24 protein-coding genes are annotated in these 24,468 nt (G+C 41.7%); 13 read left to right on the top strand and 11 right to left on the bottom strand.

What is annotated here, in order from left to right; translation table 11 throughout:
* Positions 1-72 precede the first annotated feature (72 nt).
* Positions 73-870 (bottom strand): response regulator, encoded by a 798-nt coding sequence (locus tag EGC86_RS03615; protein ID WP_011638949.1) that lies wholly within the window; start codon positions 868-870, stop codon positions 73-75.
* 122 nt (positions 871-992) lie between these two features.
* Complete coding sequence (locus tag EGC86_RS03610; RefSeq protein WP_245423091.1) at positions 993-1,391, bottom strand: hypothetical protein; 399 nt, start codon at positions 1,389-1,391, stop codon at positions 993-995.
* Positions 1,392-1,457: 66 nt separating this feature from the next.
* On the opposite strand from EGC86_RS03610, the gene EGC86_RS03605 reads away from it, so the two are divergent.
* Entirely contained in the window at positions 1,458-1,967 is a 510-nt protein-coding gene (locus EGC86_RS03605; RefSeq protein WP_123776634.1) for a DUF4240 domain-containing protein, read from the top strand.
* Positions 1,968-2,188: 221 nt separating this feature from the next.
* Positions 2,189-2,713: a DUF3016 domain-containing protein gene (locus EGC86_RS03600; protein WP_123776633.1), complete on the top strand. Its 525-nt coding sequence runs from the start codon at positions 2,189-2,191 to the stop codon at positions 2,711-2,713.
* Here the strand turns inward: EGC86_RS03600 and EGC86_RS03595 are convergent.
* Complete coding sequence (locus EGC86_RS03595) at positions 2,708-4,453, bottom strand: GGDEF domain-containing protein (protein ID WP_123776632.1); 1,746 nt, start codon at positions 4,451-4,453, stop codon at positions 2,708-2,710. The genes EGC86_RS03600 and EGC86_RS03595 overlap by 6 nt on opposite strands.
* A gap of 416 nt (positions 4,454-4,869) precedes the next feature.
* Positions 4,870-5,178, bottom strand: a complete 309-nt coding sequence (locus tag EGC86_RS03590) for a prephenate dehydrogenase (RefSeq protein ID WP_102037830.1) — start codon at positions 5,176-5,178, stop codon at positions 4,870-4,872.
* A gap of 52 nt (positions 5,179-5,230) precedes the next feature.
* On the opposite strand from EGC86_RS03590, the gene EGC86_RS03585 reads away from it, so the two are divergent.
* A complete protein-coding gene (locus EGC86_RS03585; RefSeq protein ID WP_123776631.1) occupies positions 5,231-6,139 on the top strand; it encodes a TraB/GumN family protein in 909 nt (302 codons plus the stop codon).
* A 67-nt stretch (positions 6,140-6,206) separates the two neighbouring features.
* Here EGC86_RS03585 and EGC86_RS03580 read toward each other — a convergent pair whose 3' ends face one another.
* On the bottom strand, positions 6,207-6,977 hold the full coding sequence (locus tag EGC86_RS03580; RefSeq protein WP_123776630.1) for a methyltransferase domain-containing protein: 771 nt from the start codon (positions 6,975-6,977) through the stop codon (positions 6,207-6,209).
* A gap of 303 nt (positions 6,978-7,280) precedes the next feature.
* Between EGC86_RS03580 and EGC86_RS03575 the strand changes: the two genes are divergently transcribed.
* Complete coding sequence (locus tag EGC86_RS03575) at positions 7,281-8,114, top strand: MaoC family dehydratase (RefSeq protein ID WP_207893033.1); 834 nt, start codon at positions 7,281-7,283, stop codon at positions 8,112-8,114.
* Positions 8,115-8,195: 81 nt separating this feature from the next.
* Here the strand turns inward: EGC86_RS03575 and EGC86_RS03570 are convergent, their stop codons facing one another.
* Positions 8,196-9,839, bottom strand: coding sequence for a mechanosensitive ion channel family protein (locus tag EGC86_RS03570; protein WP_123776628.1), 1,644 nt, complete (start codon positions 9,837-9,839; stop codon positions 8,196-8,198).
* Positions 9,840-9,963: 124 nt separating this feature from the next.
* Between EGC86_RS03570 and EGC86_RS03565 the strand changes: the two genes are divergently transcribed.
* Positions 9,964-10,293, top strand: coding sequence for a hypothetical protein (locus EGC86_RS03565; protein WP_102035808.1), 330 nt, complete (start codon positions 9,964-9,966; stop codon positions 10,291-10,293).
* Between the two features lie 5 nt (positions 10,294-10,298).
* Here the strand turns inward: EGC86_RS03565 and EGC86_RS21125 are convergent, their stop codons facing one another.
* Positions 10,299-10,424, bottom strand: a complete 126-nt coding sequence (locus tag EGC86_RS21125) for a hypothetical protein (protein WP_281047807.1) — start codon at positions 10,422-10,424, stop codon at positions 10,299-10,301.
* A 227-nt stretch (positions 10,425-10,651) separates the two neighbouring features.
* Here EGC86_RS21125 and EGC86_RS03560 point away from each other — a divergent pair, with 227 nt between their 5' ends.
* From EGC86_RS03560 to rraB, 6 genes are all read left to right on the top strand, one after another.
* Complete coding sequence (locus EGC86_RS03560; RefSeq protein ID WP_102035807.1) at positions 10,652-10,942, top strand: ABC-type zinc uptake system zinc chaperone; 291 nt, start codon at positions 10,652-10,654, stop codon at positions 10,940-10,942.
* A gap of 87 nt (positions 10,943-11,029) precedes the next feature.
* On the top strand, positions 11,030-12,226 hold the full coding sequence (locus EGC86_RS03555) for a hypothetical protein (protein ID WP_123776627.1): 1,197 nt from the start codon (positions 11,030-11,032) through the stop codon (positions 12,224-12,226).
* Positions 12,210-13,115, top strand: coding sequence for a metal ABC transporter solute-binding protein, Zn/Mn family (locus EGC86_RS03550; RefSeq protein ID WP_165872328.1), 906 nt, complete (start codon positions 12,210-12,212; stop codon positions 13,113-13,115). Before EGC86_RS03555 ends, EGC86_RS03550 begins: the two co-directional genes overlap by 17 nt.
* A gap of 4 nt (positions 13,116-13,119) precedes the next feature.
* Entirely contained in the window at positions 13,120-13,905 is a 786-nt protein-coding gene (locus EGC86_RS03545) for a metal ABC transporter permease (protein ID WP_102035805.1), read from the top strand.
* Positions 13,906-14,052: 147 nt separating this feature from the next.
* Positions 14,053-14,787 (top strand): 1-acylglycerol-3-phosphate O-acyltransferase, encoded by a 735-nt coding sequence (locus EGC86_RS03540; protein ID WP_102035804.1) that lies wholly within the window; start codon positions 14,053-14,055, stop codon positions 14,785-14,787.
* 95 nt (positions 14,788-14,882) lie between these two features.
* Positions 14,883-15,305 (top strand): ribonuclease E inhibitor RraB, encoded by a 423-nt coding sequence (rraB, locus tag EGC86_RS03535; RefSeq protein ID WP_123776626.1) that lies wholly within the window; start codon positions 14,883-14,885, stop codon positions 15,303-15,305.
* 82 nt (positions 15,306-15,387) lie between these two features.
* Here the strand turns inward: rraB and EGC86_RS03530 are convergent, their stop codons facing one another.
* Positions 15,388-16,344, bottom strand: coding sequence for a GGDEF domain-containing protein (locus EGC86_RS03530; RefSeq protein ID WP_123776625.1), 957 nt, complete (start codon positions 16,342-16,344; stop codon positions 15,388-15,390).
* A 15-nt stretch (positions 16,345-16,359) separates the two neighbouring features.
* Positions 16,360-17,355, bottom strand: coding sequence for a response regulator (locus tag EGC86_RS03525; RefSeq protein WP_123776624.1), 996 nt, complete (start codon positions 17,353-17,355; stop codon positions 16,360-16,362).
* Between the two features lie 433 nt (positions 17,356-17,788).
* Between EGC86_RS03525 and EGC86_RS03520 the strand changes: the two genes are divergently transcribed.
* Positions 17,789-18,595, top strand: a complete 807-nt coding sequence (locus tag EGC86_RS03520; RefSeq protein ID WP_123776623.1) for a crotonase/enoyl-CoA hydratase family protein — start codon at positions 17,789-17,791, stop codon at positions 18,593-18,595.
* Positions 18,596-18,646: 51 nt separating this feature from the next.
* On the opposite strand, the gene EGC86_RS03515 is transcribed toward EGC86_RS03520, so the two are convergent.
* Both EGC86_RS03515 and rapA read right to left on the bottom strand, forming a co-directional pair.
* Positions 18,647-19,603 (bottom strand): alpha/beta hydrolase family protein, encoded by a 957-nt coding sequence (locus EGC86_RS03515; protein ID WP_123776622.1) that lies wholly within the window; start codon positions 19,601-19,603, stop codon positions 18,647-18,649.
* Between the two features lie 48 nt (positions 19,604-19,651).
* Positions 19,652-22,558 carry an RNA polymerase-associated protein RapA gene (gene rapA / locus EGC86_RS03510; RefSeq protein ID WP_123776621.1) on the bottom strand — a complete coding sequence of 969 codons (2,907 nt, stop codon included), beginning with the start codon at positions 22,556-22,558 and terminating at the stop codon, positions 19,652-19,654.
* Positions 22,559-22,884: 326 nt separating this feature from the next.
* Between rapA and EGC86_RS03505 the strand changes: the two genes are divergently transcribed.
* Positions 22,885-24,279, top strand: coding sequence for a PhoH family protein (locus tag EGC86_RS03505; RefSeq protein WP_123776620.1), 1,395 nt, complete (start codon positions 22,885-22,887; stop codon positions 24,277-24,279).
* Positions 24,280-24,468: the final 189 nt, after the last annotated feature.

The raw sequence follows: 24,468 nt of genomic DNA, 5'->3' as shown, positions 1-24,468 counted from the left end.
TCCCATAAATTCAGTATCTGTAGTGGTTTTACAGCAAAATCAGTACAAATAATGTCTTTTTTCGCTCTGTGGTTATTCTTCTAGCAGTTGGTAAAGAATTTTCTTTACTAACTGTGGTTCGAAAGGTTTATCACATAAGGCGTTAACCCCTGCACTAAATACATTACTTAGGTGGGTATCATTGGCTTCTGACGACACCATTAGAATCGGGATATGTGATTGTTGACTGTGGTTACGGATATATTGCGTTAATGCTAATCCATCTACCGAAGGCATGTTGTAGTCGGTTATCACTAAGTCATACATGTTTTCTTTCATCAGATTGATAGCCTGCTCACCATCAACCGCTTCAGTAATCAGTTGCATCCCTAAGTTACCAATAGTGCGTTTAATCACATTACGCGCCATTCGGCTATCATCAACCACTAACACCCTGATGTTATGCACGTCAAAGTGGCTTAAATCCAGCTCGTCGTGGCTGAGTAAATCAATGGTTGAATTAAGTGCCGTGGCTAAATGCTCTGCATTAAATGGCTTAGGCAAAATGGCGACAACACCTGATTGCCTAAAGATTTCGAGTTGTTCACGGCGACACTCACTGGAAACCAGCATAAATTGAATATCATTTAATGCGGGGGTACTTTTGATGTACTGCAGTAGCTCTGTGGCTTCACCATCGACAAAATGCAGCGCACTGGCGATTAAGTCAGGTTTATGGCGTTGAATAATTGTTTTGGCTTCAGCGATCGTTGCGGCAGTTTGAATGCTACTCACTCCTTCTTGCTGAAGACGTGTAATGATAATTTTACGTTGAGTCTCTGAAGGCTCAAGTAATAGGATGGATAATTCACTTGGGGATAGACTAGTCATAATTCACGTTCCACAGATATATTTATTATTATTTTGTTGTTTTAATGTTGCGCGCATGAGCGAATTATACACTAAAAATGGCCTGAGGATGGCAGTCAGGCCTGAGTAATAGCATTTTATGCTTACTTTTTAACGAGATAGTCTCTAGTCACGTTAGACAGTCCAACCCACCATTGAAATACCACCACGCTCAACAGTAACAACCACAGTGGGATCAATGGAATGTTATAACCTTGAAACACCAGTTTTACGTCATCAGGGGTGATTTGATAAGCAATCACTGCTGTTGTAGTCATCGCTGCAAGTCCGAGAGTTTGTAAGCATACATAACTGATCAACAGTACTTTTGTCCATGCCGCACGTTTGATTAAGCCAATAAAAACCGGTATCACTCCCAGTGTTAATAAATCATATGCTTGATAAGTTGTCGCGCGCCAAATAGCAATAAGAGTGAGTACAACATACAGTGAGATAAGAAGCATGACTCTAATTGGCATTCGGGGGGCTGCATTTTGGTTCATATTGATCATCTAGCTGGAAAATTTGAGGTAGAATATCTCACAAAATAGAGTGATGGATACATTTTGATGACAGAAACACATTTTTGGGCGCTAGTAACACGAGATCAACCGGAGCAGTCTTCTGCTGATCTTGAATTGCGTTTACGCGAACAATTGCAAGTCTTGGATGATGAAGCGCTAAAGACATTTGATAAAATGTTAGGCCAACAATTACGCCGTAGTTATTTATGGTCAGTTTGGGGCGCGGCATACATCATTACCGGTTGCGACTCTGACTATGCCTTTGCCGAGTTTAGATGTTTTTTACTGTCGTTAGGTCAGCAATGGTATGACAAGGTTATTGCCAATCCTGATTGCTTGGGTGAGTTAGCACAATGGCCGTTAGTGGATGATTATGCTTACCCGTTTGTAGAAGAGTACGATTTAATTGCAGGTAAAATTTACGAAGACCGTAATGGGGATGAGTTGCCGTTTGTGCCATCTGGGCTGAACGCACCAGTGGGTAAAAAATTCAGTACCAAGCCAAAAATAATGCGTCAAACCTATCCTTTATTGAGCGCACGGTTTCCTTTTTAGTGGGATGAAACTGTTAAGCGTTGGTTCAGCTTAACAGGTCTATAGTTATTACATATGATGCTGGCTAGATGGCTAACATTCAATTTAATGACGATTATCCGCATTGCAATATGACAACAACAGTTTAGATAAACGTTAAACATGACGTGCTGAATTGATTGTTTAACCTACCGTTTGAGGCGGTTGTGTTGTAAGCGTCTTAAGCCCTTTGGAGGTCTATTATGAACGTAAAATATTTACTGCTTGCACCGGTATTGGTATGCCAAGTTGCCATGGCCGAAGATGCGTCAGAACCGAACCCGGTTACCGAAGTGGGGCTGGTTAAAATTGAGTGGCAAAATCCAAAAGATTTTCGTGATATCAAAACTTCAAATGAACTTCAGTCGCGCTTTGAAAACCGTTTATTTGAAACCTTAACCAAAAACATCAATAAACAAGCTGAAAAAATCCTTAAGCCAGGGCAGACGTTGCAAATGCAAGTGACTAACCTTGATTTAGCAGGAGACATGCGACCAACATTTGGGGCTACGCCAGGTGATTTACGTATTGTAAAAGATTTATATCCACCCAGAGCGACGTTTAGTTACAGCATAAATGAAGGTGACAAAGTCATTATTGCTGGAGATGAAAAAATTATCGACATGAGTTTTATGAACAATACGCGTAATTTCAATAACAGACCGTTTCAATATGAAACCAACTTATTTGATGATTGGTTACAAAAAACGGTAGCTCCCAAATTATAAGCTAAGCAATGTCGATTGTTTTTCATGCAGGTAAAATCCATTTGAAGCAATTTTTGCCTGCTTTTTGGCCTGGGCGCTTAACGTTGATATTTGATATTCTGTTGCTTGCTGGGTCACCAATGGCGGTAAAACCCCAATGGATAATGAAACCAAAGGGTATTGGAATTGCAGCCCCTGTCTGTCTTGGGCTTGCATTGTTTGCGCCAGCCAGTGATCGCCATTATAAAAACTCATTTTCTGTTGCTCAAATCGTTCAATAATTGTTTGGCAATTGGTTAGCGTGTCGTCTTGCATGCTTATCATAACAAAATCGTCCCCACCAATATGGCCAACAAAACAATGTTCATTTTGATAAGGCAGCAACAAGTTTGCTACTAACTGAATGACTTCATCCCCCCGCCAAAATCCATAAATATCGTTGTAAGGTTTAAAATGGCTTAAATCTAAATAGGCAAGATAGTAAGATTTTTTTTGTAGCCTTAAGCGTTTTAGCTCTTCTTGTATTGGCACATTTCCCGGCAAGTTGGTGAGAGGGTTTGCGTGTCGCGCCATTTTTATTCTATGTTCAGTAATACGTTGTAATAAATCTTTAGTATGGCCAATGCCAATCAACTGCTGATTTCGCAAAATAATGAACTGTTGCGCTACCGTGTTGACTGAATCTGAGGTAAGTAATTGACTGACATAGGTAAGCGGTTCGTTGGCGTCAATGTGTAACACGTTGGTGTCCATTGCCATTTTCGCAGGGCGGTTTTCGTGTAATGCACGGCCATAAGGTGTACTGAATAGCTCGAGTAATGTGCTGCGATTGACGATACCTAATGGCTTGTTATTTTCGGTTACCACAATGGCTTGTAATGCTGGTTGTTCAGCAAAAGTCTGACTGATTTTTTTAAGTTGTGTACCAGGAGATGCTTTTATGGCGTTGGTGCATAAACTTTCAGCTGTTTCACAATAACGAGAATTAGGTTGAGCCATGGGAGTGCTCAGTTCACTGCTAAATTGCTGGTTTGGATGGAGAGCTGGTCGTCCAAGAAAGTAGCCTTGGCAATAGGTTACCCCTAATTGTTTTAGAGTGGTGAGTTCCTCATTGGTTTCAATGCCTTCTGCGATCACTTTACAGGTTAAGTTTTGGCATAAATCGACAATAGAGCGGACAAACTCTTGTTTTACCGCGGTGGTATCTATTTGATGAATAAAATGGCGGTCGATTTTGACATAATCTGGTGCTAATTCAGACCACAAGCGTAATCCAGAATAACCGGCGCCTAAATCATCAATAGCGGTTAAAAACCCTTGATTGCGATAATGGTTTAAACAGGACTTTAGCAAGTCGATATCGTCGGCAGGATATTGTTCGGATAATTCAATAACCACATCCGACGGGTTGATCCCCAACTGTTTAATAAGCTGTAGTGTCATGCCTTTTGGATGATTGGGATCGAGCAATGCTTTTGGTGAAATATTAATAAATAGCTTGCCATTAAGCTGGCGTGAGTGAAATGCATTAATTGAAATGCTGCGACATAAGGTTTCAAGTTCGCTTAATAAGTTTTGTTTTTCGGCGGTAGTAAATAGAGCGAAAGGCGTGTGTAACGGGCTATTTTTAGGGCCACGACTGAGCGCTTCATAACCGTGCAATTGATTTGTTGAAACATTGAAAATCGGCTGGAATACAGCGTCGATAGATTGCTGTTCTATGATGTGATCAAGTTCGCTTACTAGCTGTAAAGCCGTCATCTTTGCGTCTCATTATATTAATTACCTAACGGCATTGCGTTTGGTATTGTTACCAATGAGAGACAAGTCTATTGCGAAAATATGACAAGATTATGTCATATGATGGAAAGCTCCTAATAAGAAAGTATTAGGGTCTGTTGATCTTTGTTAGTTAAATTTTGTTCGAGATAAAAATGTGTTAATCGAGGTGATTGGTGCCTAGCAATCTAAGCAACAATCTCTCAATAAGAGGCACTCAACAAAGAGTAAAACGTTTTTAGTCGAACCCTTCGGGCTGTGTTTGTTAGTCATTTCTACTGCGTTATCGGCTCTTTGTGTAGAATAACTACACGACAAAGCCTCTGCCTTGTTTAAATGACTAACAATTAGCTGCAAAAACAACTTTGAAAGATCAACAGACCCTACGAGCATACCGATTATTTGGCGAGTTTAAATACTTGTAGTGTTTGCAGTAAGGCCGCAAGCTTTTTGACAAAGGCTTCAAGTGTTTCTGGTGCAACATGAGTGCTGCTCTGCATCGCATCAAATTCAGCAACCAATTCTTGTACATAAGGTAAGAAACGATTACTACTAGTTGTAAAACCTTGCTCTTCGGTAAAAATCGCCACAAACTTGCCGTGGCCTTCTTTACGTAATTCATCTAGGCGAGCATCTGAATCAATGGCTTGTCTATAGGCTATTTGCAGGTTTTCTTTTATCTGTAGAAAAACATTGGTGTACGGCATAATTGCCTCATAGTGCATGTGCAAAGAATAAAGTTAATTATAAGGAGCTAGTATGCAGGCAACAAGAGAAAGTCGGCTTATTTTCAATATCAATTTGATTTATGGTCGCTTACAGCGAAATTGCTACGGTTTAGTCGCATTACTACTGTGTTTTACATCCACATCGGCAGCTGCGTTGGATTCTCCGGTATTCTACAAAATTGAGTATCAGCAACAGCAAGCGTATTTATTGGGCTCCATTCATGTTGGTCGTCAAGACTTCTACCCACTAGCACAGCATATAGAATCAGCATTTAAACAATCGGATGCACTGGTTGTTGAAGCAGATATTAGCCAAGGCGATACTGGAGCGTTATTACAACGGTATGGTGGTTTGTCGGCAGATATTGCCGCAGACGTTAATGCGACTCGGCAAGAGTATTGCCAAAGTCATCAAACCTTGTGCCAAGCACTGGCACCGTATGCACCTTGGTTGCAGTCTGCGCAAATTAGCATGGGCCGTTTTGGGCAATTAGGTTACAGCGCAGAGCAGGGTGTCGACGCTTATTTTATGGCAAATCGCAGTGGTAAAAATGTAGTTGAGCTGGAGAGTATTCAGTTTCAATTTGAATTAATTTCATCATTTTCAACCGCGACTCAACTGCAAATGCTTGATGATTCGATTAACGCTAGCGATGCTGAAATGCTTGATTTAATCTACGCTTGGCGCCAAGGTGATGGTAATGCTCTAGCAAAAATTATGGAATCGCAAGCGGGCGATGCAGATGAACTACTCGAAAAACTGTTGTGGCAACGTAATCACACGATGGCGCAAAAAATCATCCAGTTGTTACAAAGTAAAACCCACAAACAATTATTTATCGTGGTGGGCGCTGGCCATATTGTCGGACAGCAAGCCATTCCTGACCTACTAAAACAGCAAGGTGCAACGATTACTCGTTGTAGCTTTTTACAGTGCTAATGTCGATGTAGCGCGAGCTATTCAAAAGGCAAGCTATTGAAAGTAAAATGCTAAAACAATGGGTTTATTATGGAGTCGATCGGCCTACAAAGTGAATGTAGCGCCCAAGCGACAAATAAGGTTCTTGTTGCGAGTAGGCCAACTCCATTTCAATCAGCTGATGTTTGTCGAAGTTAGGTGGCAGATTATTTTTCAAGTAATCATTGATAACTCTTACCCCCGATTGACTCACCATCGACAGTTGCCATTGGCTAAACCAACTGCGGACATCTTCAATATGCAGCGGGTGAGTCGGCGTTAATCCGACCTTCTTTTTGACCTTAAAGTCACGGTTAACATAGTCAAAATTACCAGATATTAAGCTATGAAACCGTAAGGCTTCTTTATTAAAAAACATCAGAGAAAATAAACCATGAGGCTTTAACAAACTCAATAAACCTTGCAAGGTGCTACGGGCATCAATTAGCCATTCCGCAACAGCATGACAGAGAATGACATCAAATTGACCATACTCTTCAACGGTTAATGCTTGTATTGGGCTGTGGATTAACTGTATCGATAATGCGGTATTTGAGGCTTCAATCTGTTGCCGTGCTAGAGAAAGCATTTGTTCTGAAATATCACACAGCACAACATCATGACCTAAAGCCGCTAGTTTTTGACTCAAATAACCAAAACCGCCACCGGCATCTAAAATACGTAATCGTGGTTTGCCAAGGCTGGCTAGGGCAGGTGCTAAGTCGCGCCATAATACTGCAGCACGGATTTCACCTTTAGTGGTACCGTAAATATTTTGGGCAAACTTTTGGCTAAGTTTATCGAAGTTTTTATCTTGCACTGTATCGGCTACGTTAAGTCATTTAAGTCGGGTAATTGTCGCATTTTGGGTTTAAAAAGGTAAAGGTAAATTAGCTGTAGTAAGTGAGTTGTCACAACAATTGTGTCGAGTATTTTTTGTGTTGATGGCATCAATATATGTTGTCTCGACATGCTGTTTTAAACGCATTAAGTAATTAGCGGTTTAGCAACTGCAAGAGTCTAAGGTATAATCATCTATTAATCGTTTTGCAGCACAGCTTTTTTGCTGCCTACTTTAGGGTACAACATTGTGAGTCACGACTACGCTATCGAATTAAAAGCGATGCCTTCGCTTTTGTCTTTGTATCGCAAAATCCTGTTTGGACGTAAACCGGGATGGAACCAACAACCGCTTCCGAATATTTATGTACAAGCGTCGAATGTGGTGTTGTCCCAAGATAAAATTAGCCAATATGCTGCGGTATGCAGTTTTGAATATGACGGTATGACGTTACCGCCAACGTATCTGTATGTCTGGGCATTTCGTTTGCATGCGATGATTTTTACCCATAAAGCGGTGACATTTCCGTTACTTGGCATGCTTCATTTAAAAAATAGTATTAGTGTATTACGCCCAGTACGAGCGGATGAAACCCTAATAGTACAGTGTGAGTTAACCACAAGCCGTACTACCGATGCGGGGCTTGAGTTTGATTTGGTGTCTAAGGTGTTTGTCGGTGAAGAGTTAGTTTGGCAAGCGCTATCAACTTACTTATATCGTATCGAGTCTGCTGGGCGTCGTGCTCGTCCGCCTAAAGCGTCAGAAATGGTATGGAAAAACGTTCAGCAATGGCGCTTAACCGATGATCTCGGCCGTCGGTATGCTAAAGCTTCTGGCGATTATAACTTGATCCATTTACATCCATTGTTGTCAAAACGCTTTGGGTTTGAGCGAGTATTAGCGCATGGAATGTGGTCTAAAGCGCGGGTGATGTCTCAGTTAATGACGTTTGTTGGCGATCGACCATTTCAAGTTGATGTTGAATTTAAACTGCCAGTATTTATGCCGTCTGAAGTGACGTTTGCGTTTGAAAGTATTGAAAATGGTAAACGTTTTGAAATGCGTGATGTTAAAGGCCGCCGACCTCATTTACAGGGCAGCATCACTTATTTATAAGCCCTTTGGTTAGCTAACATTATCTATTAATAAAAAGGCTCAAGTCGATGACTTGAGCCTTTTTATTGCTAACTGCAAAGCTTATTTTTGATATATGTGTACATCGCGTTGCGGGAACGGAATACTAATGCCTTCCGCATCAAAGCGTATTTTCACTGCGCGAGTAATGTCCCAGTATACTTCCCAGTAATCATCGGGTTTAACCCAAGGCCTTACAATAAAGTCGACTGACGATTCGCCCAATGTGTGGAGTTTTACTATCGGTTCTGGATGCGCTTGCACCTTAGGATGTTGTTCTACAATACTTTTTAATATGGTTTCTGCATGTTCAACATTATCGCTGTAGCTAATGCCAAAGGTCATGTCTACCCGGCGCTGATGCTCTGCGGTGATGTTGTTAATGGTATCGCCCCAGATTTTATTGTTTGGCACAATAAGGCGTTGGTTATCTAGCGTTTTGATTGTTGTTGATACTAGGCTCATGTGGCTGACGCGACCGGTAACATTAGCTGCATTGATTAAGTCGCCGACATCAAATGGACGATAGATTAAGATCATCATGCCAGAAGCGAAGTTAGACAGGGTATCTTGCAGTGCAAAACCAATAATGACTCCCGCAATACCAAAACCAGCGAGTAACGGCCCAAGCTCAAACCCGAGCTGTGATAAGGCAATCAATAATCCTAGCGCAAACACTATTTTACTCGACAACGAGATAAAGAAGTCTTGCAACAGTTGGCTAAATTGTAATTTCGATGCACGTACTGTTTTAGAGATAATTTGTGTAACAATTTTGGCGACTAAACTTGCCGCAAATAATATGAATAGAAACACTAAAATCTTAAAGGTTAAACTGGGTCCATTATTAATCGTCTGATCTTTAATGACTTTACCCCAACCTTGTAGCAGATTAGACGCGACGCTAAAATTTAATACATCTTGGGTGATATCACCAGACACACTAAACAATGTTTGTTTAAATGGTGCCACGTTCTGGCCTAATGTTTCGAGTATGCCCGCTGAAACCGCTAAGCTAGAGCTGCTTTGCTCCAAGCGTTCTTTTAGTGCCACCACATCAGCTTTTTGTTCGGTGGTGATATCTGCACCTGCATCAGCGGCTTCTGCAACGGCTTTTTGTAATTCATCTTGTGTGTAATGCACTAAACTATCGAACTGATCCGCTCTAGTGAGCATAAACTCAGTCAATTTTTGCTTTTGGACACTCACATCTATATTCAGTGTTTCTGCCCACTGAAGAGTTGTTAATTGTGCCTTGAGGTAATGGTCGCGTTCAAATTCTCGTTGTGAAATGGCTAAGATGTTTTTACTGTCATCACCTTGGCTTACTCCAAGGCGCATGGCCATAACTTGGGCGTCTAAGTACGCACTGACATTCTCTAAAAAGGCCAATTGGCTTTGCACTAAGGTGACTAAATATTGTTGGTCTGCGTCCGGTGTGGCAATAAGTTGACCAATTTGGTCGCGTAATTCAGACGATTTGTTTTTAATTCGATATTCAGTAAATGTACGTAGTTCACCTTTTGCCTTAAATAGTAACTTGGTATCTTGCTCGATCGTTTGTTGTAAACGGCTGATTTGATTTTGAGTATCAGTTAGCTGACTAGTGGCAACAATCGGTATCACAGCATCTTGTTCTGCACGAAGAGATTGTGTCGTAAACACTGCCGATGTGAATAATAATAACGTTAGTAAAATCCGTAGCATGTAAAGTTGTCCTAGGGCTCTGAGTTGCGCCTATGATAATGGAAAAATCCTATAGGAGCCAAATACAGTAATTGGTAGGTTAATTTGTTACACTTGCCGCCATTATTGAACTGAGGAAATTATCATGTCGCTGCAATGTGCTCATTGCTATAAATCTTTTTCAATTGCGAAGGTGAATGACAGTCGCGGGAAAGGTTTGTCAGTAGAAGTTCAATGCCCCCATTGTGCTGCATGGCTTGGGCATAATAAATATTTGTCAGTTGTTAAAATAGTAGGTTTCTATGGTGGGGTTATTGCTGCCGCAGTAGGTTATTTTGTTGAGGGTGTAACCGTTATCACTACACCATTGATTATTTTGGCTGTTATTATGGTGGGTTTATCTCATATTATGGACCACTTGCAGCTGATTGAAGCGCCTGAAAATGATCCTAATGCAGAGACGCACGCGAAATAAGTTTGTTATTTAACTTCAATAACTTGGCTTTCTAGTGATTCTTCAACATAGTAAATCCCGCCTAGCACGACAACCCCAACAATGATCATGACTAAAATGATGCCAATATTTTCTTTAATAAATTGTACCATGGTGTTTGTCCTGTAATGATGATGTTTTACACATCCATTATGGTATGGGTAATAGCTTAAGCCTATCTTAAAAATAACGTTTTAGTTACCCATTAGTTGTTAAGGTTAATTGTTAATGCACGCGATTGTGAACGGGTTGTCATGAATTGTCACAATCTAAGTGTTGCTTTTCAGCTGCGGTCTTTTACACTAATGCTCACTTTTATTTACCTGGTGGAGTTGTTCTGGTGAGTTCCCGCATCAAAATAAGACAAACTATCGCAATCTGGCTAAGTGCCATTTTGATTGTGTTGTCTATTGCTGCGTCTGCACACTCAGTTAAACATCTCGATGACGGGGTACAAAATCATTGTACTTTGTGTTTTCACCAGCATCAGCTTAATAAAACGCTTCACTCTTCCAATTTAGTTTTTGCCGTTTCTAAGCAAACGTTCGAACGCCAACAATATACGCTGCCTTTTTTACTTAGCGTATTCCAAGCCTACTACCAAAGTCGTGCCCCACCTGTATCTCGTTAGTCCAACATTGTAATGATTTATTTTCCGTTATCTGCCGGTTTATTCTAAACCCAGGTAGGCGGCTACTTGTTGTATTTTGGAGATATTATGTCTGCGTTAAACACACGTGTTTCGTTATTGGCACTGGCTTGTGCTGTGAGTTCGTATTCTGCAATGGCAGAAGATTCTAGTTTAACTAATCCTAGTATTAGTGCTGTGCTCGATGGTTATTATCAAACGGGCGACCGACCATTAGCTGAGCGTGCTGAAGGTTTTGGTTTAGGCGAAACTGAGTTGGCATTAAGTGCCAATATTGATGAAATGTTTTACGGTAAAGTGACCGCAGTTGTTGAGTCTCATGACGGTGAAACAGAGCTTAATTTAGAAGAAGCCTTTATCCAAACGTTAGCGATGCCGTACGGTTTATCGGTTCGTGCGGGTCGATTTTTATCGGATATTGGTTATTTAAATAATCAACATTTACATACCGATGCATTTACGGATCGTCCAGCGGCCTATCGTGCATTTTTAGGTGGTCATTATTTTGATGATGGTATTCGTTTAAATTATGTGGCCCCAACAGATCTCTACTGGACCATGGGTGTTGAAGCATTTAAAGGCGAAAGCTTACGCGCTGCAGATGAGCACGGTGAGCGTGATTTTGATGATGTTGGTGTGTATACCGCATTAACCAAAATCGGTGGTGACATTGGTATCGAGAGTTCTTGGCAACTAGGATTGAGCTATTTGCGTAATCAGAATGGCCAAGCTTATGCCGAAGATGAGCACGAAGACGAAGCGGCTGATGAAGAAGGACATGCTGAGCATAGTCATAGTGCATCTTACACAGGCGAAAATACCTACATTGCTGACTTTGTTTATAAGTGGGCACCGAATGGTAATTACAAATATCAAAACTTAACCGTCAGTGGCGAATATTTTAGAGTCACTGACATTTTTGGTATGGAGCCTGGACATATTCTTGAGGCAGATCATGAGGACGTTAGTACCGATGACTATCATCAAGGTTGGTACGTGAGTAGTGTGTATCAATTTTCACCAAGTTGGTCTGCTGGGATTCGTTACGGTCAAATTGATACTGATGAAATCCATGAAGATCACCTCGACCCACAGAAATTAAAAGAGTCAGAAGTCAGTCTTGCTTGGCATAGCAGTCATTTTTCGACCGTGCGTTTGCAATACACTCATCAGACTGGAACTAATTTCGATGGTTTTGAAGATGATAATATCTTTACTTTACAATATGTCATGTCATTAGGAGCTCACGGTGCGCATCAATTCTAAATTGCTTTTAGCAGTGACTTCAATGTCGCTGCTGTTTACCGCGACAGCTAAAGCGGAACTGAACGTGTTTGCATGTGAACCTGAATATGCCGCATTAGCGCAAACTTTAGCGCCCGATGCTAGGGTGTATTCGGCCACCACAGCGATGCAAGATCCACATCAAGTACAAGCAAGACCAAGCTTGATTGCTAAAATGCGCCAAGCTGATTTGGTAGTGTGTGCCGGGGCCGATTTAGAAATTGGTTGGTTGCCAATGTTACAAATGAAGTCTGCTAATCCTAAGGTTCGATCAACGGATAAAGGCTTGTTTTTTGCCGCAGATCAAATTGATACCTTAGATAAGTTAACCCAAGTAGATCGTTCAATGGGCGATGTGCATGCAAAGGGAAATCCTCATTTGCATTTAGATCCCACGCGGATGTTGACCGTTGCGCAGACCTTGAGCGCTAAGCTTACTGAAGTTGATCCAGAAAATGCCAGTCGTTATGCCCAGTCGTTGAGCGACTTTAGCCAACGTTGGCAGGCTAAAATACCGCAGTGGCAAGAGCAAGCTAAAAACTTAGCCGGCAAAAAGGTCATCGCTTATCATTCGAGCTTCCGTTATTTATTTAATTGGACTGGAATAGAGCAAGTGGCAGATCTTGAGCCTAAACCTGGCTTAGCACCAACCAGCAGCCATCTAGCCTCATTACTTACTCGTGCTGAAAAAGGCGATGTAATGGCGGTAATAGTGGCTTCATACCAAGATGAACGAGGGGCTAAATGGTTAGGTGAACGCGCAAATCTGCCGGTATTGGTGTTACCGATGTCAGTAGGTGGTAACGATGAAAGTAAAGACTTGATCAGTCTATATGATAGTCTGCTGACATTATTAAATGGAGTGAAATAACACTATGTTTGATGTCGAGCTGCTGTCTATCTTGTTGCCTGCGTTAGTGGCAGGGCTATTAGTGTTATCAACTCATGTGTTGTTAGGTCAACAAGTGCTAAAGCGTGGCATTATCTTCATTGATTTGGCTATCGCTCAGGTTGCTGCATTGGGGGCAATCGTATCGCACATAGATCATCGAGTAGAAGAGTTACCGTTTGCTCATGTATGGATGCCTGCGTTATTTGCATTAGCTGGTGCGGGTGTGATCGCTTGGATGGCAAAACGGTTAGTCGGTGAACTCGAGGCATTTATTGGTTGTTTTTATGTGCTCAGTGCGGTGGCGGCAATGTTATTGTTAGCCAATGATCCTCATGGCGCTGAATTATTAAAGCAGTTAATGTCTGGTCAAATATTGTGGGTGAGTTGGTCTCAATTAGCATTACCTGCAGTGGTCTCTGCAGGTATTCTTGGGGTGATCATCGCTAAACCACGGATATTAGATGGTGCAGGTTTTTACTTTTTATTTGCATTAGTGATTACTTTGTCGGTGGAGTTAGTAGGCGTGTACTTAGTGTTTAGCACGCTTATTTTACCGGCATTGGCATTAAATAAGTATCAAGGTAAAACCAAGTTAGTGTGGGCTTATTGTGTCGGCATAGTGGGCTATATTGCTGGGCTACTGTTGTCTGCTAGCTACGACTTGCCCAGTGGTGCCGCTATTGTTGCAACGTTAGCATTAAGTGCATTGTTATTTAGAATGCTACTTAAGCTACGTTCACCAACATCAGCACATCAACCTGCTAAATAATTATCTGCCATCTAGCTGTCATATAAGCTAAGTTATTCTGCCCCAGATCACAGGGGCAGAGTATTTCAGCGTACATATGTAAACAAAACGTTGAGTCCCTAGACTAGCATCGTTATACTGACGCCAATTTTATTGCAGGAGTATGCTGTGCTGCTTATCGCTCGTTCAATCATTCTCGCCGTACTTTTATTTTTACTCTTTGTATTTTCGATTGTTTTTTGCCTTGTGCGGCCAATGCATCGTAATAATGTACATGTAATTGCCAGTATCTTTGGTTCTGTTGCACCAATATTAGGCATTAAGGTCATTAAACGTGTTCATCCTGTAAGTGCTACATCGGAACCTTGCATTTATCTTGCGAATCATCAAAATAATTTTGATTTGTTTACTCATACGTCAGTGGTACCAAAAGCGACGGTTAGCTTAGGTAAAAAGAGCCTGGCGTGGATGCCGCTATTTGGTCAAATTTATTGGTTATCAGGCAATATTCTTATTGATCGTAAAAATCGTCACAGTGCTTTTGATACTATGGCTAAAACCGTAGAAAGAATGAAGAATAAAGGACTGTCGGTATGGATATTTCCTGAAGGAACTCGTTCTCGCGGTCGTGGATTGTTACCGTTTAAAGTGGGAGCATTTCATACAGCAATAGCCGCTCAAGCGCCGATAGTACCAGTATTAGCTTCGTGTCAGAGCCACATTAACCTTAATCGTTGGAACAACGGTGTGGTGATTGTGGAGATGATGGAACCTATCCCAACGGCTGGCTTAGATAAAAATGATGTTAAAGCCTTAAACACTAAGGTACATCAATTGATGTCAGCGCGTTTGGTTGAGTTAAATAAAGAAGCTGAAGCGTTAACCTTGAAAGCTCGAACATAACCACTGATCACCAAACATCTCTAGCAAGCTCGCAACTTGTGTCAGTTTGGGTATAATTGATTAAATTTTTACGAGTCCTATTTACGGAGTAATCCATGTCTGTTGAGCGTCAGTTAAAAGAGCAATTTGCTGAGAATCTTGAAATTGTTGATGCCTTACTTGCTGATGGTTCAGAGCCTGATGCGGAATATACGATTGAACATCATTTTTCGGCGACTAATTTTGATCGTTTAGAAAAAGCCGCTGTTGATGCATTTAAGCTTGGTTTTGAAGTGAATGATGCAGAAGAAATGGAACTTGAAGATGGCTCGATTATTTTCTGTTTTGACGCCATTGCTAAGCATAAGCTAGAAGTGCCTTTACTGGATAAAGCATGTGAACAGTTGATTCTCGTGGCAGGCAAGCAAAAAGTAGACTATGACGGTTGGGGTACTTTTTTTGTCGGTGATGAAGTTGAAGGCGATGAAGAAGACGAAGACGAAGACTATGAAGATGAGTCTGATGGTGCATTCCACTAATAAGTCGGCAATCTAATTCCATAAAAAACGCTCATCGATGATGGGCGTTTTTTTATGGATAACAAAAAGATTTTATAGGCGCTTATTTATGGATAACGCTTTTGTTACGGCCTTCTTGCTTAGCGACATATAGGGCTTTATCTGCACCCGATAACCAGGTTGAGCTATTATCTATTTCGGAATCTAAATCGTTAATACCCAAGCTTACGGTGACTCTTATAAGGCGGTTTTCGAATGCGACTTCCGATGCTTCAATGCGTTTTCTTAACCGTTCGGTAAAGTTGAGAGCTTCTTCTGCAGAGGTTTTAGATAACACCACCCCAAATTCTTCTCCGCCATAACGGCCAGCACAGTCAGTGTCACGCAACGCTTGCTTTAACAAATAGGCAATATGTTGGATCACTTTATCACCGGCAGGGTGACCATATTCATCGTTAATACGCTTGAAATTATCAATATCAATCATCACCAATGATGCAGCATCGCCATAGCGAGAATAACGATCGAACTCTTTTTCCATGCAATTTTGCCAATGACGACGGTTATGCAAAAGGGTTAAACCATCGGTTTGACTAAGTTGTTCAAGTTGCTCATTAGCTGCTTTAAGTTGCAGTTTATTAACCGCAATATCAGTCACATCATAGACAATAATGCTGATGTGAGTTATTTGCCCGGTTAATGACGCTAATGGCAGTAAGGTAATGTTTTGATACATAAAATCGGCTCGGCCAGTCACCGGGCGATAGTTTTTAAACTGGAATACGTATGGGCGCTGTTCCCAACTAATAAAGGTGCGGTTTTTAAGTAAAAAAACCGACTCCATTTTATGTTTTAACCACGAGGCTGGTAAGTCGGGAAACTTTTCAAATAGATTACTACCTTTAATGGAATTGGGTGAGACACCACTGTGGTTTTCCATAAAACCGTTCCAAAGTTGGATATTATAGTCGCGATCGAGCACTACTAAACCAACCTCAATGGTTTGTACCATATCGATTAGCCAGTGGAGTTCGTTCATCGCACTTTGATCATTTGACATAAAAAGTATCCAACATTAGTCGAGTAAATAGCCAAGTTTGTAGTTCAGCGTAGGAATTGAGTCTTCAGTAAATAGCAGCAGAAGATCACATTCAATATTGTAATCTTCTATTCGATAGTTAATTTCCATCGCGAGAGTGCGCTGCCATTTGTCAGAGTTGTCGTGAATGAGCTCGTTGACACTGCAATGTCTGCCTAGTACCACCGGATGTGTCTGACTGAATTTCATGTCAAGTTGTTCTGAAATACCATTTAAAAATGCTCCAATGAGCACATTACCTGTGTCCATCATCACTTCTATTTCAGTACTAACGTCATTTGGGTTTTCTAATCCCATCAACTTCGCCATATCTTCAAAGCTAGAATCATGGAACAGTAATAACGCCTCACCCGCGATACCTGCACCAATAAATCCTTGGCAAAGCCCTGAGACTGTTGAATTTCGTTCGGTTGCTTTTAAGGCCATCGTTAATTCGCTGACTTCAAGCACATTAACGTTAGGGATAGGCAATAGTACAAATACATCCAGAAGCTTAGCGAGTAAGTCTGCGGCTCTGCCCATCGCGACGTTGGCTATTTCTTGACATGCATCGCGCATATCAACTTTCATCATTGGTGTTTCTTCAGCTTTATTACCCTGAGTAAGGGTCAAAATACCGTACTCTTGCAAAATATGGCTGATAGCCTCTGCACTAACGGGTTTTTGAATAAAGTCGAGGGCGCCTAATGCTTTGACTCGTTCATGAGCCTTAATTTGAATATCACCAGACACCACAATAATCAATGCGGGCAAATCTTGTTGTTGTACCGCTTGGAGTACTTCGTAACCATCCATGACAGGCATGTTGAGATCGAGAAACACAATCTCACCTTTACCCGCGCGAATGACATCAAGGCCCTCAGCGCCATTGGTGGCGTAACTAATTTCAACGTCCCAATCTTTGGGGAGAGTTCTTGCCATTTGCTTTCTGGCGAGTGCAGAATCGTCGCATATTAATATTGGAATGGTCATTGTTGCTGGTCTTCCTTATTTCGCCTTTAGGAAAAAAACACTCATTAATGCAACCGCGAGTGGAGCGAGGCGGATAGTTATTATTATAAGACTATTTACAGCGATTTTTTGTTCGTTAGCGCATTATACTTATTTGCTTACAATATTGATAACTTAGTTTTAACATTTCATTAAGTTGGTAACATTTGTCTAGCTGTTATCATATTGTCATCAATGTCATATCGATCTGGCATTACATTTAACACACAAGCATGAAGATTGGATGGTTATGCCTATATCGATAATATATTAGGCTAACACTCAATGAATTTTGTTCAAAATAAAATGTGGCAATATTTTGACCAACGCCGATTATTTGTCATGTTATTACTATTCGCCAGATAGTCCAGATATGTTAGCCTGTAAACTGGACTGACCAGCAGCAGGGTGTTTCATGGAAAGAGAGTTAATTAAGTTAACAGTAGATAATGGCATTGCCCATGTTTGCTTAAATAGACCCAGTAAAATTAATGCACTTAATGTTGAAATGTTTACTGCGATTGATAAGGTGATTAAACAACTCCGTGGTGATAAACGAATTAATGCGGTTATTTTATCTGGCGCAGAAGGTAACTTTTGTTCTGGCTTAGATGTGAAGAGTGTCGCGAGTTCACCCACAAGTGCATTAAAGCTTTTATTCAAGTGGTTGCCTGGCAATGCAAATTTAGCCCAACGTGTGTCTTTGGGATGGCAGCGTTTGCCTGTTCCTGTCATTGCGGTTTTAGAAGGTTGTTGCTATGGCGGTGGGACTCAAATTGCATTGGGTGCTGACATTCGTATTGCTACGCCAAGCTGTAAGCTGTCGATCATGGAAGCAAAGTGGGGGCTTGTGCCAGATATGGGTGGTTTGGTGGCATTAAGACAAATTATGCCGAAAGACAAAGCGTTGATGTTGACCTATACCGCGGATATTTTAACTGCCGAGCAAGCGCTTGAGCTAGGTTTGGTAACTCAAATAAGTGATAACGCTTATGAGTGCGCCACGGCACTAGCCCAAAAAATAATCCGCACTTCCCCGGATGCTAATGCAGCCATTAAACGCAGCATCAATCAAAGTTGGACCGCCTCAGTGCGCAGCCTATTAGCCCGAGAATCACTAAGCCAAATAAGATTGTTGCTGGGTAAAAACCGCGTGATTGCAGCAATTAGACAAACTAAAAATCCTGATAAAGCCTATCGTTCTCGTCAATCTTGGTGGTAATGATCTGTTTTCGCTAATGCTCTATTTTTAGTCATGGCTACGCTGAATATACTATCTTCCGATAACTGTTCTGGAAAAGCCTTCTATTTGATCGAGGGCTTCTTCCCAGCCACTAGGGCTGCTTAAGTCCAAGCTCATTTGGTATTGGCGATAATACTTAGCAGGTTTCACTTGATTGTAGTTGAGGCGGGTAGGTGCTTGTTCAATTGAATTCGGATGTGCATCAGCTGATTGAATATCTAGGATCGGGATCGACATGGTGACTAATTGCTCGGCGATCGATTTACGCTGACTTTGCGGATCAATTAAGTACTCAAACTCGCGATAAGCATTGACGATGACTAGCACATCAGGGGTAGGGATTTTTTTGTCATAAAGCAGATTCGTGACCATTCCGGCTGTGTCATCAATAACAATTAGAATCTTGCCCCCAGGAAATAAACTGGTGGTTGAGGTTAATTGGTTTAGGGCCTCATTGAGATTACTTTGCTGAAAGTTGCGTAGCTCAAGCAACTGAGATGACTCATACTTTGGAATGCTTTTATTGCTGGTTAATTGCAGTTGTTCGGTGCCTGCTTTAGTGACTTCTTCAGGTTTTGTTGCATAGTTAGGCCGATATAGCCCTTTTGCTGGCGTTAAGCTAATACTTGCCCAACCACGAGCATTAATATTGGTTCGTAAGTAACTGGCTAAGCCGGCAGCATCAGCATCGGTGTCAGAGGCTGCAATAATCATCGCCGAACCAAAGTGTTTTTTACTCTGCCAAGACCTTACAAGCACTTCAGTTTGTTTACCGTCAATAGTGATAAATTTGATTTCATCGGCAGGTAAGTGACCGTAGGGTTGCTGTGCCTTTGCGCTAGGCGCTGCCAGCAATATGCTTATCGTTACGATTAGTAACTGACTAAATTGTCCTAGTTGCACCATAACCTCGAGCGAATGAAACCATAATGCGGTTAGCTTAATGTATAACGGCGAATAAAAACAATGCCCTGATATACAGGGCATTGGTTACACGACATGATTACTACAATATTGTTTAATGCTTGTTAGCCGTTATACGTGGCTGACAAGTACCATACGTATTGCATCAAGCTGTAATTGACTATTATCCATGTAGCCCGTTATCTCGGTCATTTGATTACGAATATATTCTAGCTCGTCTTCACGAATGTTCGGATTTACTGCTTTTAAGGCTTCAAGTCGTTCCAATTCGCCTGTAAGTTGCTGAGTCATTTTAGCGCGGGCTTCCACGACTAGCTGCGTAAGCGACTCTTTTGCATACTCTTCACCTTTGGCCAATAGCGGGTGCAAAATAGGCTGTGAGGCATTGACGAGCTTGCTAGCGATGTGACGATTTACCGCACTTAGCTGTTTATCGAAACTGGCGTAGTCCACTTTGTCTGCCATGTTAAGACCATTTTTATCCAGTAACACACGGATAGGTGTCGGTGGTAAATAACGGTATAACTGAGTCGATTTTGGTGCTGAGGCATCGGCCATGTAAATCAATTCTAAAAACAGAGTACCTGCTGGAAGCGCTTTATTCTTTAGAATTGCCACACTGGTGGTGCCCGTTTCTGAGCCAGTGATTAAATCTAAACCGGTTTGTACCAAAGGATGTTCTTGGGTGATAAATGCAATGTCATCACGAGACAAAGCGGTTTCACGATCAAACGTCACTGTAATACCGTCTTCATTTAACCCAGGATAAGTAGGGAACATCATGTGTTCACTCGGGCGTAAGATGATTGAGTTTTCACCGCGATCTTCTTGATCGACACCAATAATATCCCACAAGCGAATGACCGAACCGATGAGATGAGTATCGTTATCGCTGTCTGATAAGCGCTTAATTAATGCATTAGCACGCTCGCCGCCATGAGAGTTGATCTCAAGTAGTTTATCGCGACCTTGCTCCATTGCCTGCTTAAGTTCTTTATAACGATGCTGGGTGTGATTCAGCAATTGAGTCATCAGATCTTCATCTTCGTTGCAAAGTACGTTAATCAGTTCATCGGCAAATTCGTTAAACAACACATGACCGCTTGGGCAGGTGAGTTCGAATGCATTGAGTCCTTGATGATACCAACGCATCAATCTTTCTTGAGCGGTATCGCGCAAGTAAGGCAAATGAATTTGGATATCGTTTTGTTGTCCAATACGATCTAAGCGGCCAATACGCTGCTCTAATAAATCAGGGTTGAGCGGTAAATCGAACAAAATTAAATGGCTAGCAAACTGGAAGTTACGTCCTTCAGAACCAATTTCAGAACAAATTAATGCTTGAGCGCCACCTTCTTCTTGAGCAAAGTAAGCGCCGGCTTTATCGCGTTCGATAATCGACATATCTTCATGGAATACCGTAGCTTGAATACCTTCGCGGGTTCGCAGGGCTTCTTCAAGGCTTAATGCGGTTTCTGCTTGGCTAGCAATAATCAGTACTTTTTTACTGCGATGCGATTTTAGAAACTCAATTAACCAGTCTACCCGTGGATCAAACTTCCACCAGCTGGCACTGTCGTTTTCAAATGCCTGGTAAAGCTTCTCAGGGCTTAATGCTTGTGCTGCTTTGGCCTGTGGCTGCTTGGCACTGCCCATCATGGCGTTAACGCGTTCAGCGGTAACGTACTGCGCAGGCATGTCATGTGGGTAAGCATTAAATAAACGCTTCGGAAAGCCTTTAACTGATGCGCGGCTGTTACGATACAGTACGCGGCCAGTGCCATGGCGGTCGAGTAATTCTTGGAGCAATTCTTGACGTGCCGCTTGCTGTGATTCTGCATCAACATCTTTTGACTGGATCAAACGAATGCTTGGCTCGATGTCTTTCTCGCTAAGCAACTCAGTTAAGCTATTAATTGCGCTGTCGGGTAATTTTTTATCCTGACTTAATGCTTCAGCCGCTTCTGCCACATCTTTGTAGCTTGCTTCTTCAGCTAAAAAAGCATCGTAATCATAAAAACGATCAGGATCGAGCAAACGTAAACGAGCAAAGTGGCTTTGATGACCGAGTTGATCAGGGGTCGCGGTAAGGAGCAATACGCCTGGGACCACTTCACTTAACGCTTCGACGATTTTATAGGCGCGACTTGGTGCGTCTTCTGACCATTCTAAATGGTGAGCTTCATCGACAACCATTAAGTCCCAATCAGCATCTACAGCTTGTTCAAGACGTTTTTTCTTACGCAGTAAATCAAGTGAGCAAATGATCAATTGTTCGGTGTAAAACGGGTTGTCATTGTCGGCATACGCTTCTACACAACGATCTTCATCAAACACTGAAAAGCGCAAATTAAAGCGGCGCAACATTTCAACTAACCATTGGTGACGTAGTGTGTCCGGCACAATGACTAAAATACGTTCAGCACGACCAGTAAGTAATTGCTGATGAATAATTAAGCCAGCTTCAATGGTTTTACCTAGACCGACTTCATCAGCCAGTAATACGCGTGGAGCGTAACGGCTACCCACTTCATGAGCGATCCACTGCTGATGTGCAATTAAGCCTACGCGTGGGCCTTGCTGGCCGAGTAAATCTGAGGTGGCTAATTTGTGGCGCAATAACTGACATTGATAACGCACCCCAAAACGTTCGAGGCGGTCAATTTGTCCGGCGAATAAACGATCTTGTGGTTTATTAAAGCGAATATTGTGGCTTAGCATGGTCTCACGAAGACTGACTTTTTCTTGCGTCTCGCTATGAATACCATGATAAATCACCAATTGGTTTTTTTCTTCAAGCTCTTCAATGGTGATACTCCAACCTTCACCGCTTTCGACAGTGTCACCTGGGTTAAAAATAACTCGGGTTAAGGGAGCTTCACTGCGAGAAAACATCCGGTTTTCTCCAGTGGCAGGGAATAGCAGCGTAACCATGCGGCCTTCAACTTGAACGACTGTTCCTAATCCGAGTTCTGACTCGGTATCACTTATCCAGCGTTGACCTAAGGCAAACGGCATCTTTTACTCTCATTTATTGCGTGAAACAAAAAAGGGGGCGTATGTTAAACCAAACCCATCCAGATTGAAATTCTAGCATTGATTTATCGTTTATATGTTCATTTTTACATCATCTTGACATGTTAGCGTCACATTGACGTCATAGTGTGAAACAAAGGCGATGATGATGACATTGAGTTCTAACCAGACAAATGGCATATTTTATTAAGGCAGCATTGCTCATTGCAATGGCCTGTTTTCAATAGAGACTTTAATTATCCCTTTAATGTTATACGTTTAGTTAAATGATACTGATATCTACTTATTGAGAGCACTCTGGAGGCACCATGCAACAAAACGACAAAAAGTTGTTTGTACTGGATACCAACGTGTTACTGCATGAACCTTTAGCGATATATTCGTTTAAGGAACATGATGTAATTATTCCCATGACAGTGTTAGAAGAGCTCGACAATATTAAGGACCGCAAGCGAGATGTGAGTCGTGATGCACGGGTTGCCATACGTGCATTAGAAGATATTCTTGGTGGTCCCACGACTCCCGAGCAGATATTAAAAGGCGTTGCATTGCCTACTCGCGAAGAACATTCTCAAGTTTCTGGTCACTTATCGATTTTCCCAGATCATCAAATAGAGTTTATTAGCGGCTCGTTGCCTAGTGACAATAACGACAACCGCATTATCAACACCGCCCTGCATTTACAAAAAATCCATTTTCCCCGCACCGTCGTGTTAGTCACCAAAGACATTAACATGCGCTTAAAAGCGAAAGGTGCAGGTATTGAGCGTGTAGAAGATTACCGCAGCGATCAGTTAATTGATGATGTGCGCTTTCTCGCGAAAGGCTTTTATCAATTTTCTGGGGATTTTTGGCAAAATGTCGATAAAGTCTCCACTGAACGTAGAGGGTTACATACGGTTCACCAAGTGCCATTGGAACATCTTGGTAGTGAAAACTTTTATCTTAACCAGTATTTAATCGATGACAGTTCAGATTTTTGTGGTCGAGTGGTCAGTAAAACCGATAAAAATTTAGAGATGATCGATCGCGGTCGAGATCGCTTATTACATCATGAAGCGTGGGGCATTAACCCAAAGAATATTTACCAAGGTATGGCACTTGATGCCTTGTTAGATCCTGATATTGAACTGATTATTTTGACGGGGCCAGCAGGTTGCGGCAAGACGCTATTGGCTATGGCCGCGGCATTAGAATTGGTAGTTGAACGTAAGTTATATGACAAAATTATCGTCACCCGTAATACCCCCGAAATTGCTGAATCGATAGGTTTTTTACCTGGCAGCGAAGAAGAGAAAATGACCCCTTGGCTTGCTGCAATTACCGATACGCTTGAAGTGCTCCATAAAAATGATGTAAACCCAGCTGGTAGCGTTAATTACATAATGGAAAAAGCCAACATTCAGTTTAAATCGATTAACTTTATGCGCGGCCGCTCTATTCAAAACTCGGTGGTTATTTTAGATGAATGTCAAAACCTAACTGCGTCACAAATTAAAACCATGATCACTCGTATGGGTGAGGGGACTAAGCTGATTTGTAGTGGTAATTTAGCCCAAATAGACTCAACGTATTTAACTGCGGTTACATCAGGGTTAACTTATATGGTTGAACGTTTTAAAGACTTTGAAGGCAGCGCCAATATTTATCTTAATGGCGTCGTACGGTCTCGTTTAGCGGAGTTTGCTGAAGAACATTTGTAACGGCTTAACTTAATAAGAATTTTACGTTAGTCATCATAAAAATATTCTCTCTATATACATAAGGTTACACAAGATAACCTTATGTATTTTCAATCGCCGACAATATGCCTTAATATTTGCAGTCTGCATTACTCGCAGGTTGGACAAGTACCTCACAGGCCATTAATACATGTGCTTGAGCTTATCTTC

The organism is Shewanella frigidimarina, assembly GCF_003797125.1.
In the GTDB taxonomy this organism is placed as follows: Bacteria; Pseudomonadota; Gammaproteobacteria; order Enterobacterales; family Shewanellaceae; genus Shewanella; species Shewanella frigidimarina.
This window is presented reverse-complemented; position numbering and strand designations above follow the sequence as displayed.

Bases quoted from the DNA above. Each gene is read 5' to 3' on its own strand.
- EGC86_RS03595 (WP_123776632.1), bottom strand. From the start codon at position 4,453: ATGACGGCTTTACAGCTAGTAAGCGAACTTGATCACATCATAGAACAG.
- rapA (WP_123776621.1), bottom strand. From the start codon at position 22,558: ATGCCGTTTGCCTTAGGTCAACGCTGGATAAGTGATACCGAGTCAGAA.
- EGC86_RS03545 (WP_102035805.1), top strand. From the start codon at position 13,120: ATGTTTGATGTCGAGCTGCTGTCTATCTTGTTGCCTGCGTTAGTGGCA.
- EGC86_RS03570 (WP_123776628.1), bottom strand. From the start codon at position 9,839: ATGCTACGGATTTTACTAACGTTATTATTATTCACATCGGCAGTGTTT.
- EGC86_RS03505 (WP_123776620.1), top strand. From the start codon at position 22,885: ATGCAACAAAACGACAAAAAGTTGTTTGTACTGGATACCAACGTGTTA.
- EGC86_RS03605 (WP_123776634.1), top strand. From the start codon at position 1,458: ATGACAGAAACACATTTTTGGGCGCTAGTAACACGAGATCAACCGGAG.
- EGC86_RS03525 (WP_123776624.1), bottom strand. From the start codon at position 17,355: ATGACCATTCCAATATTAATATGCGACGATTCTGCACTCGCCAGAAAG.
- EGC86_RS03615 (WP_011638949.1), bottom strand. From the start codon at position 870: ATGACTAGTCTATCCCCAAGTGAATTATCCATCCTATTACTTGAGCCT.
- EGC86_RS03575 (WP_207893033.1), top strand. From the start codon at position 7,281: ATGCCTTCGCTTTTGTCTTTGTATCGCAAAATCCTGTTTGGACGTAAA.
- EGC86_RS03600 (WP_123776633.1), top strand. From the start codon at position 2,189: ATGAACGTAAAATATTTACTGCTTGCACCGGTATTGGTATGCCAAGTT.
- EGC86_RS03530 (WP_123776625.1), bottom strand. From the start codon at position 16,344: ATGTCAAATGATCAAAGTGCGATGAACGAACTCCACTGGCTAATCGAT.
- EGC86_RS03520 (WP_123776623.1), top strand. From the start codon at position 17,789: ATGGAAAGAGAGTTAATTAAGTTAACAGTAGATAATGGCATTGCCCAT.
- EGC86_RS03515 (WP_123776622.1), bottom strand. From the start codon at position 19,603: ATGCCCTGTATATCAGGGCATTGTTTTTATTCGCCGTTATACATTAAG.
- EGC86_RS21125 (WP_281047807.1), bottom strand. From the start codon at position 10,424: ATGGTACAATTTATTAAAGAAAATATTGGCATCATTTTAGTCATGATC.
- rraB (WP_123776626.1), top strand. From the start codon at position 14,883: ATGTCTGTTGAGCGTCAGTTAAAAGAGCAATTTGCTGAGAATCTTGAA.
- EGC86_RS03555 (WP_123776627.1), top strand. From the start codon at position 11,030: ATGTCTGCGTTAAACACACGTGTTTCGTTATTGGCACTGGCTTGTGCT.
- EGC86_RS03590 (WP_102037830.1), bottom strand. From the start codon at position 5,178: ATGCCGTACACCAATGTTTTTCTACAGATAAAAGAAAACCTGCAAATA.
- EGC86_RS03610 (WP_245423091.1), bottom strand. From the start codon at position 1,391: ATGAACCAAAATGCAGCCCCCCGAATGCCAATTAGAGTCATGCTTCTT.
- EGC86_RS03585 (WP_123776631.1), top strand. From the start codon at position 5,231: ATGCAGGCAACAAGAGAAAGTCGGCTTATTTTCAATATCAATTTGATT.
- EGC86_RS03565 (WP_102035808.1), top strand. From the start codon at position 9,964: ATGTCGCTGCAATGTGCTCATTGCTATAAATCTTTTTCAATTGCGAAG.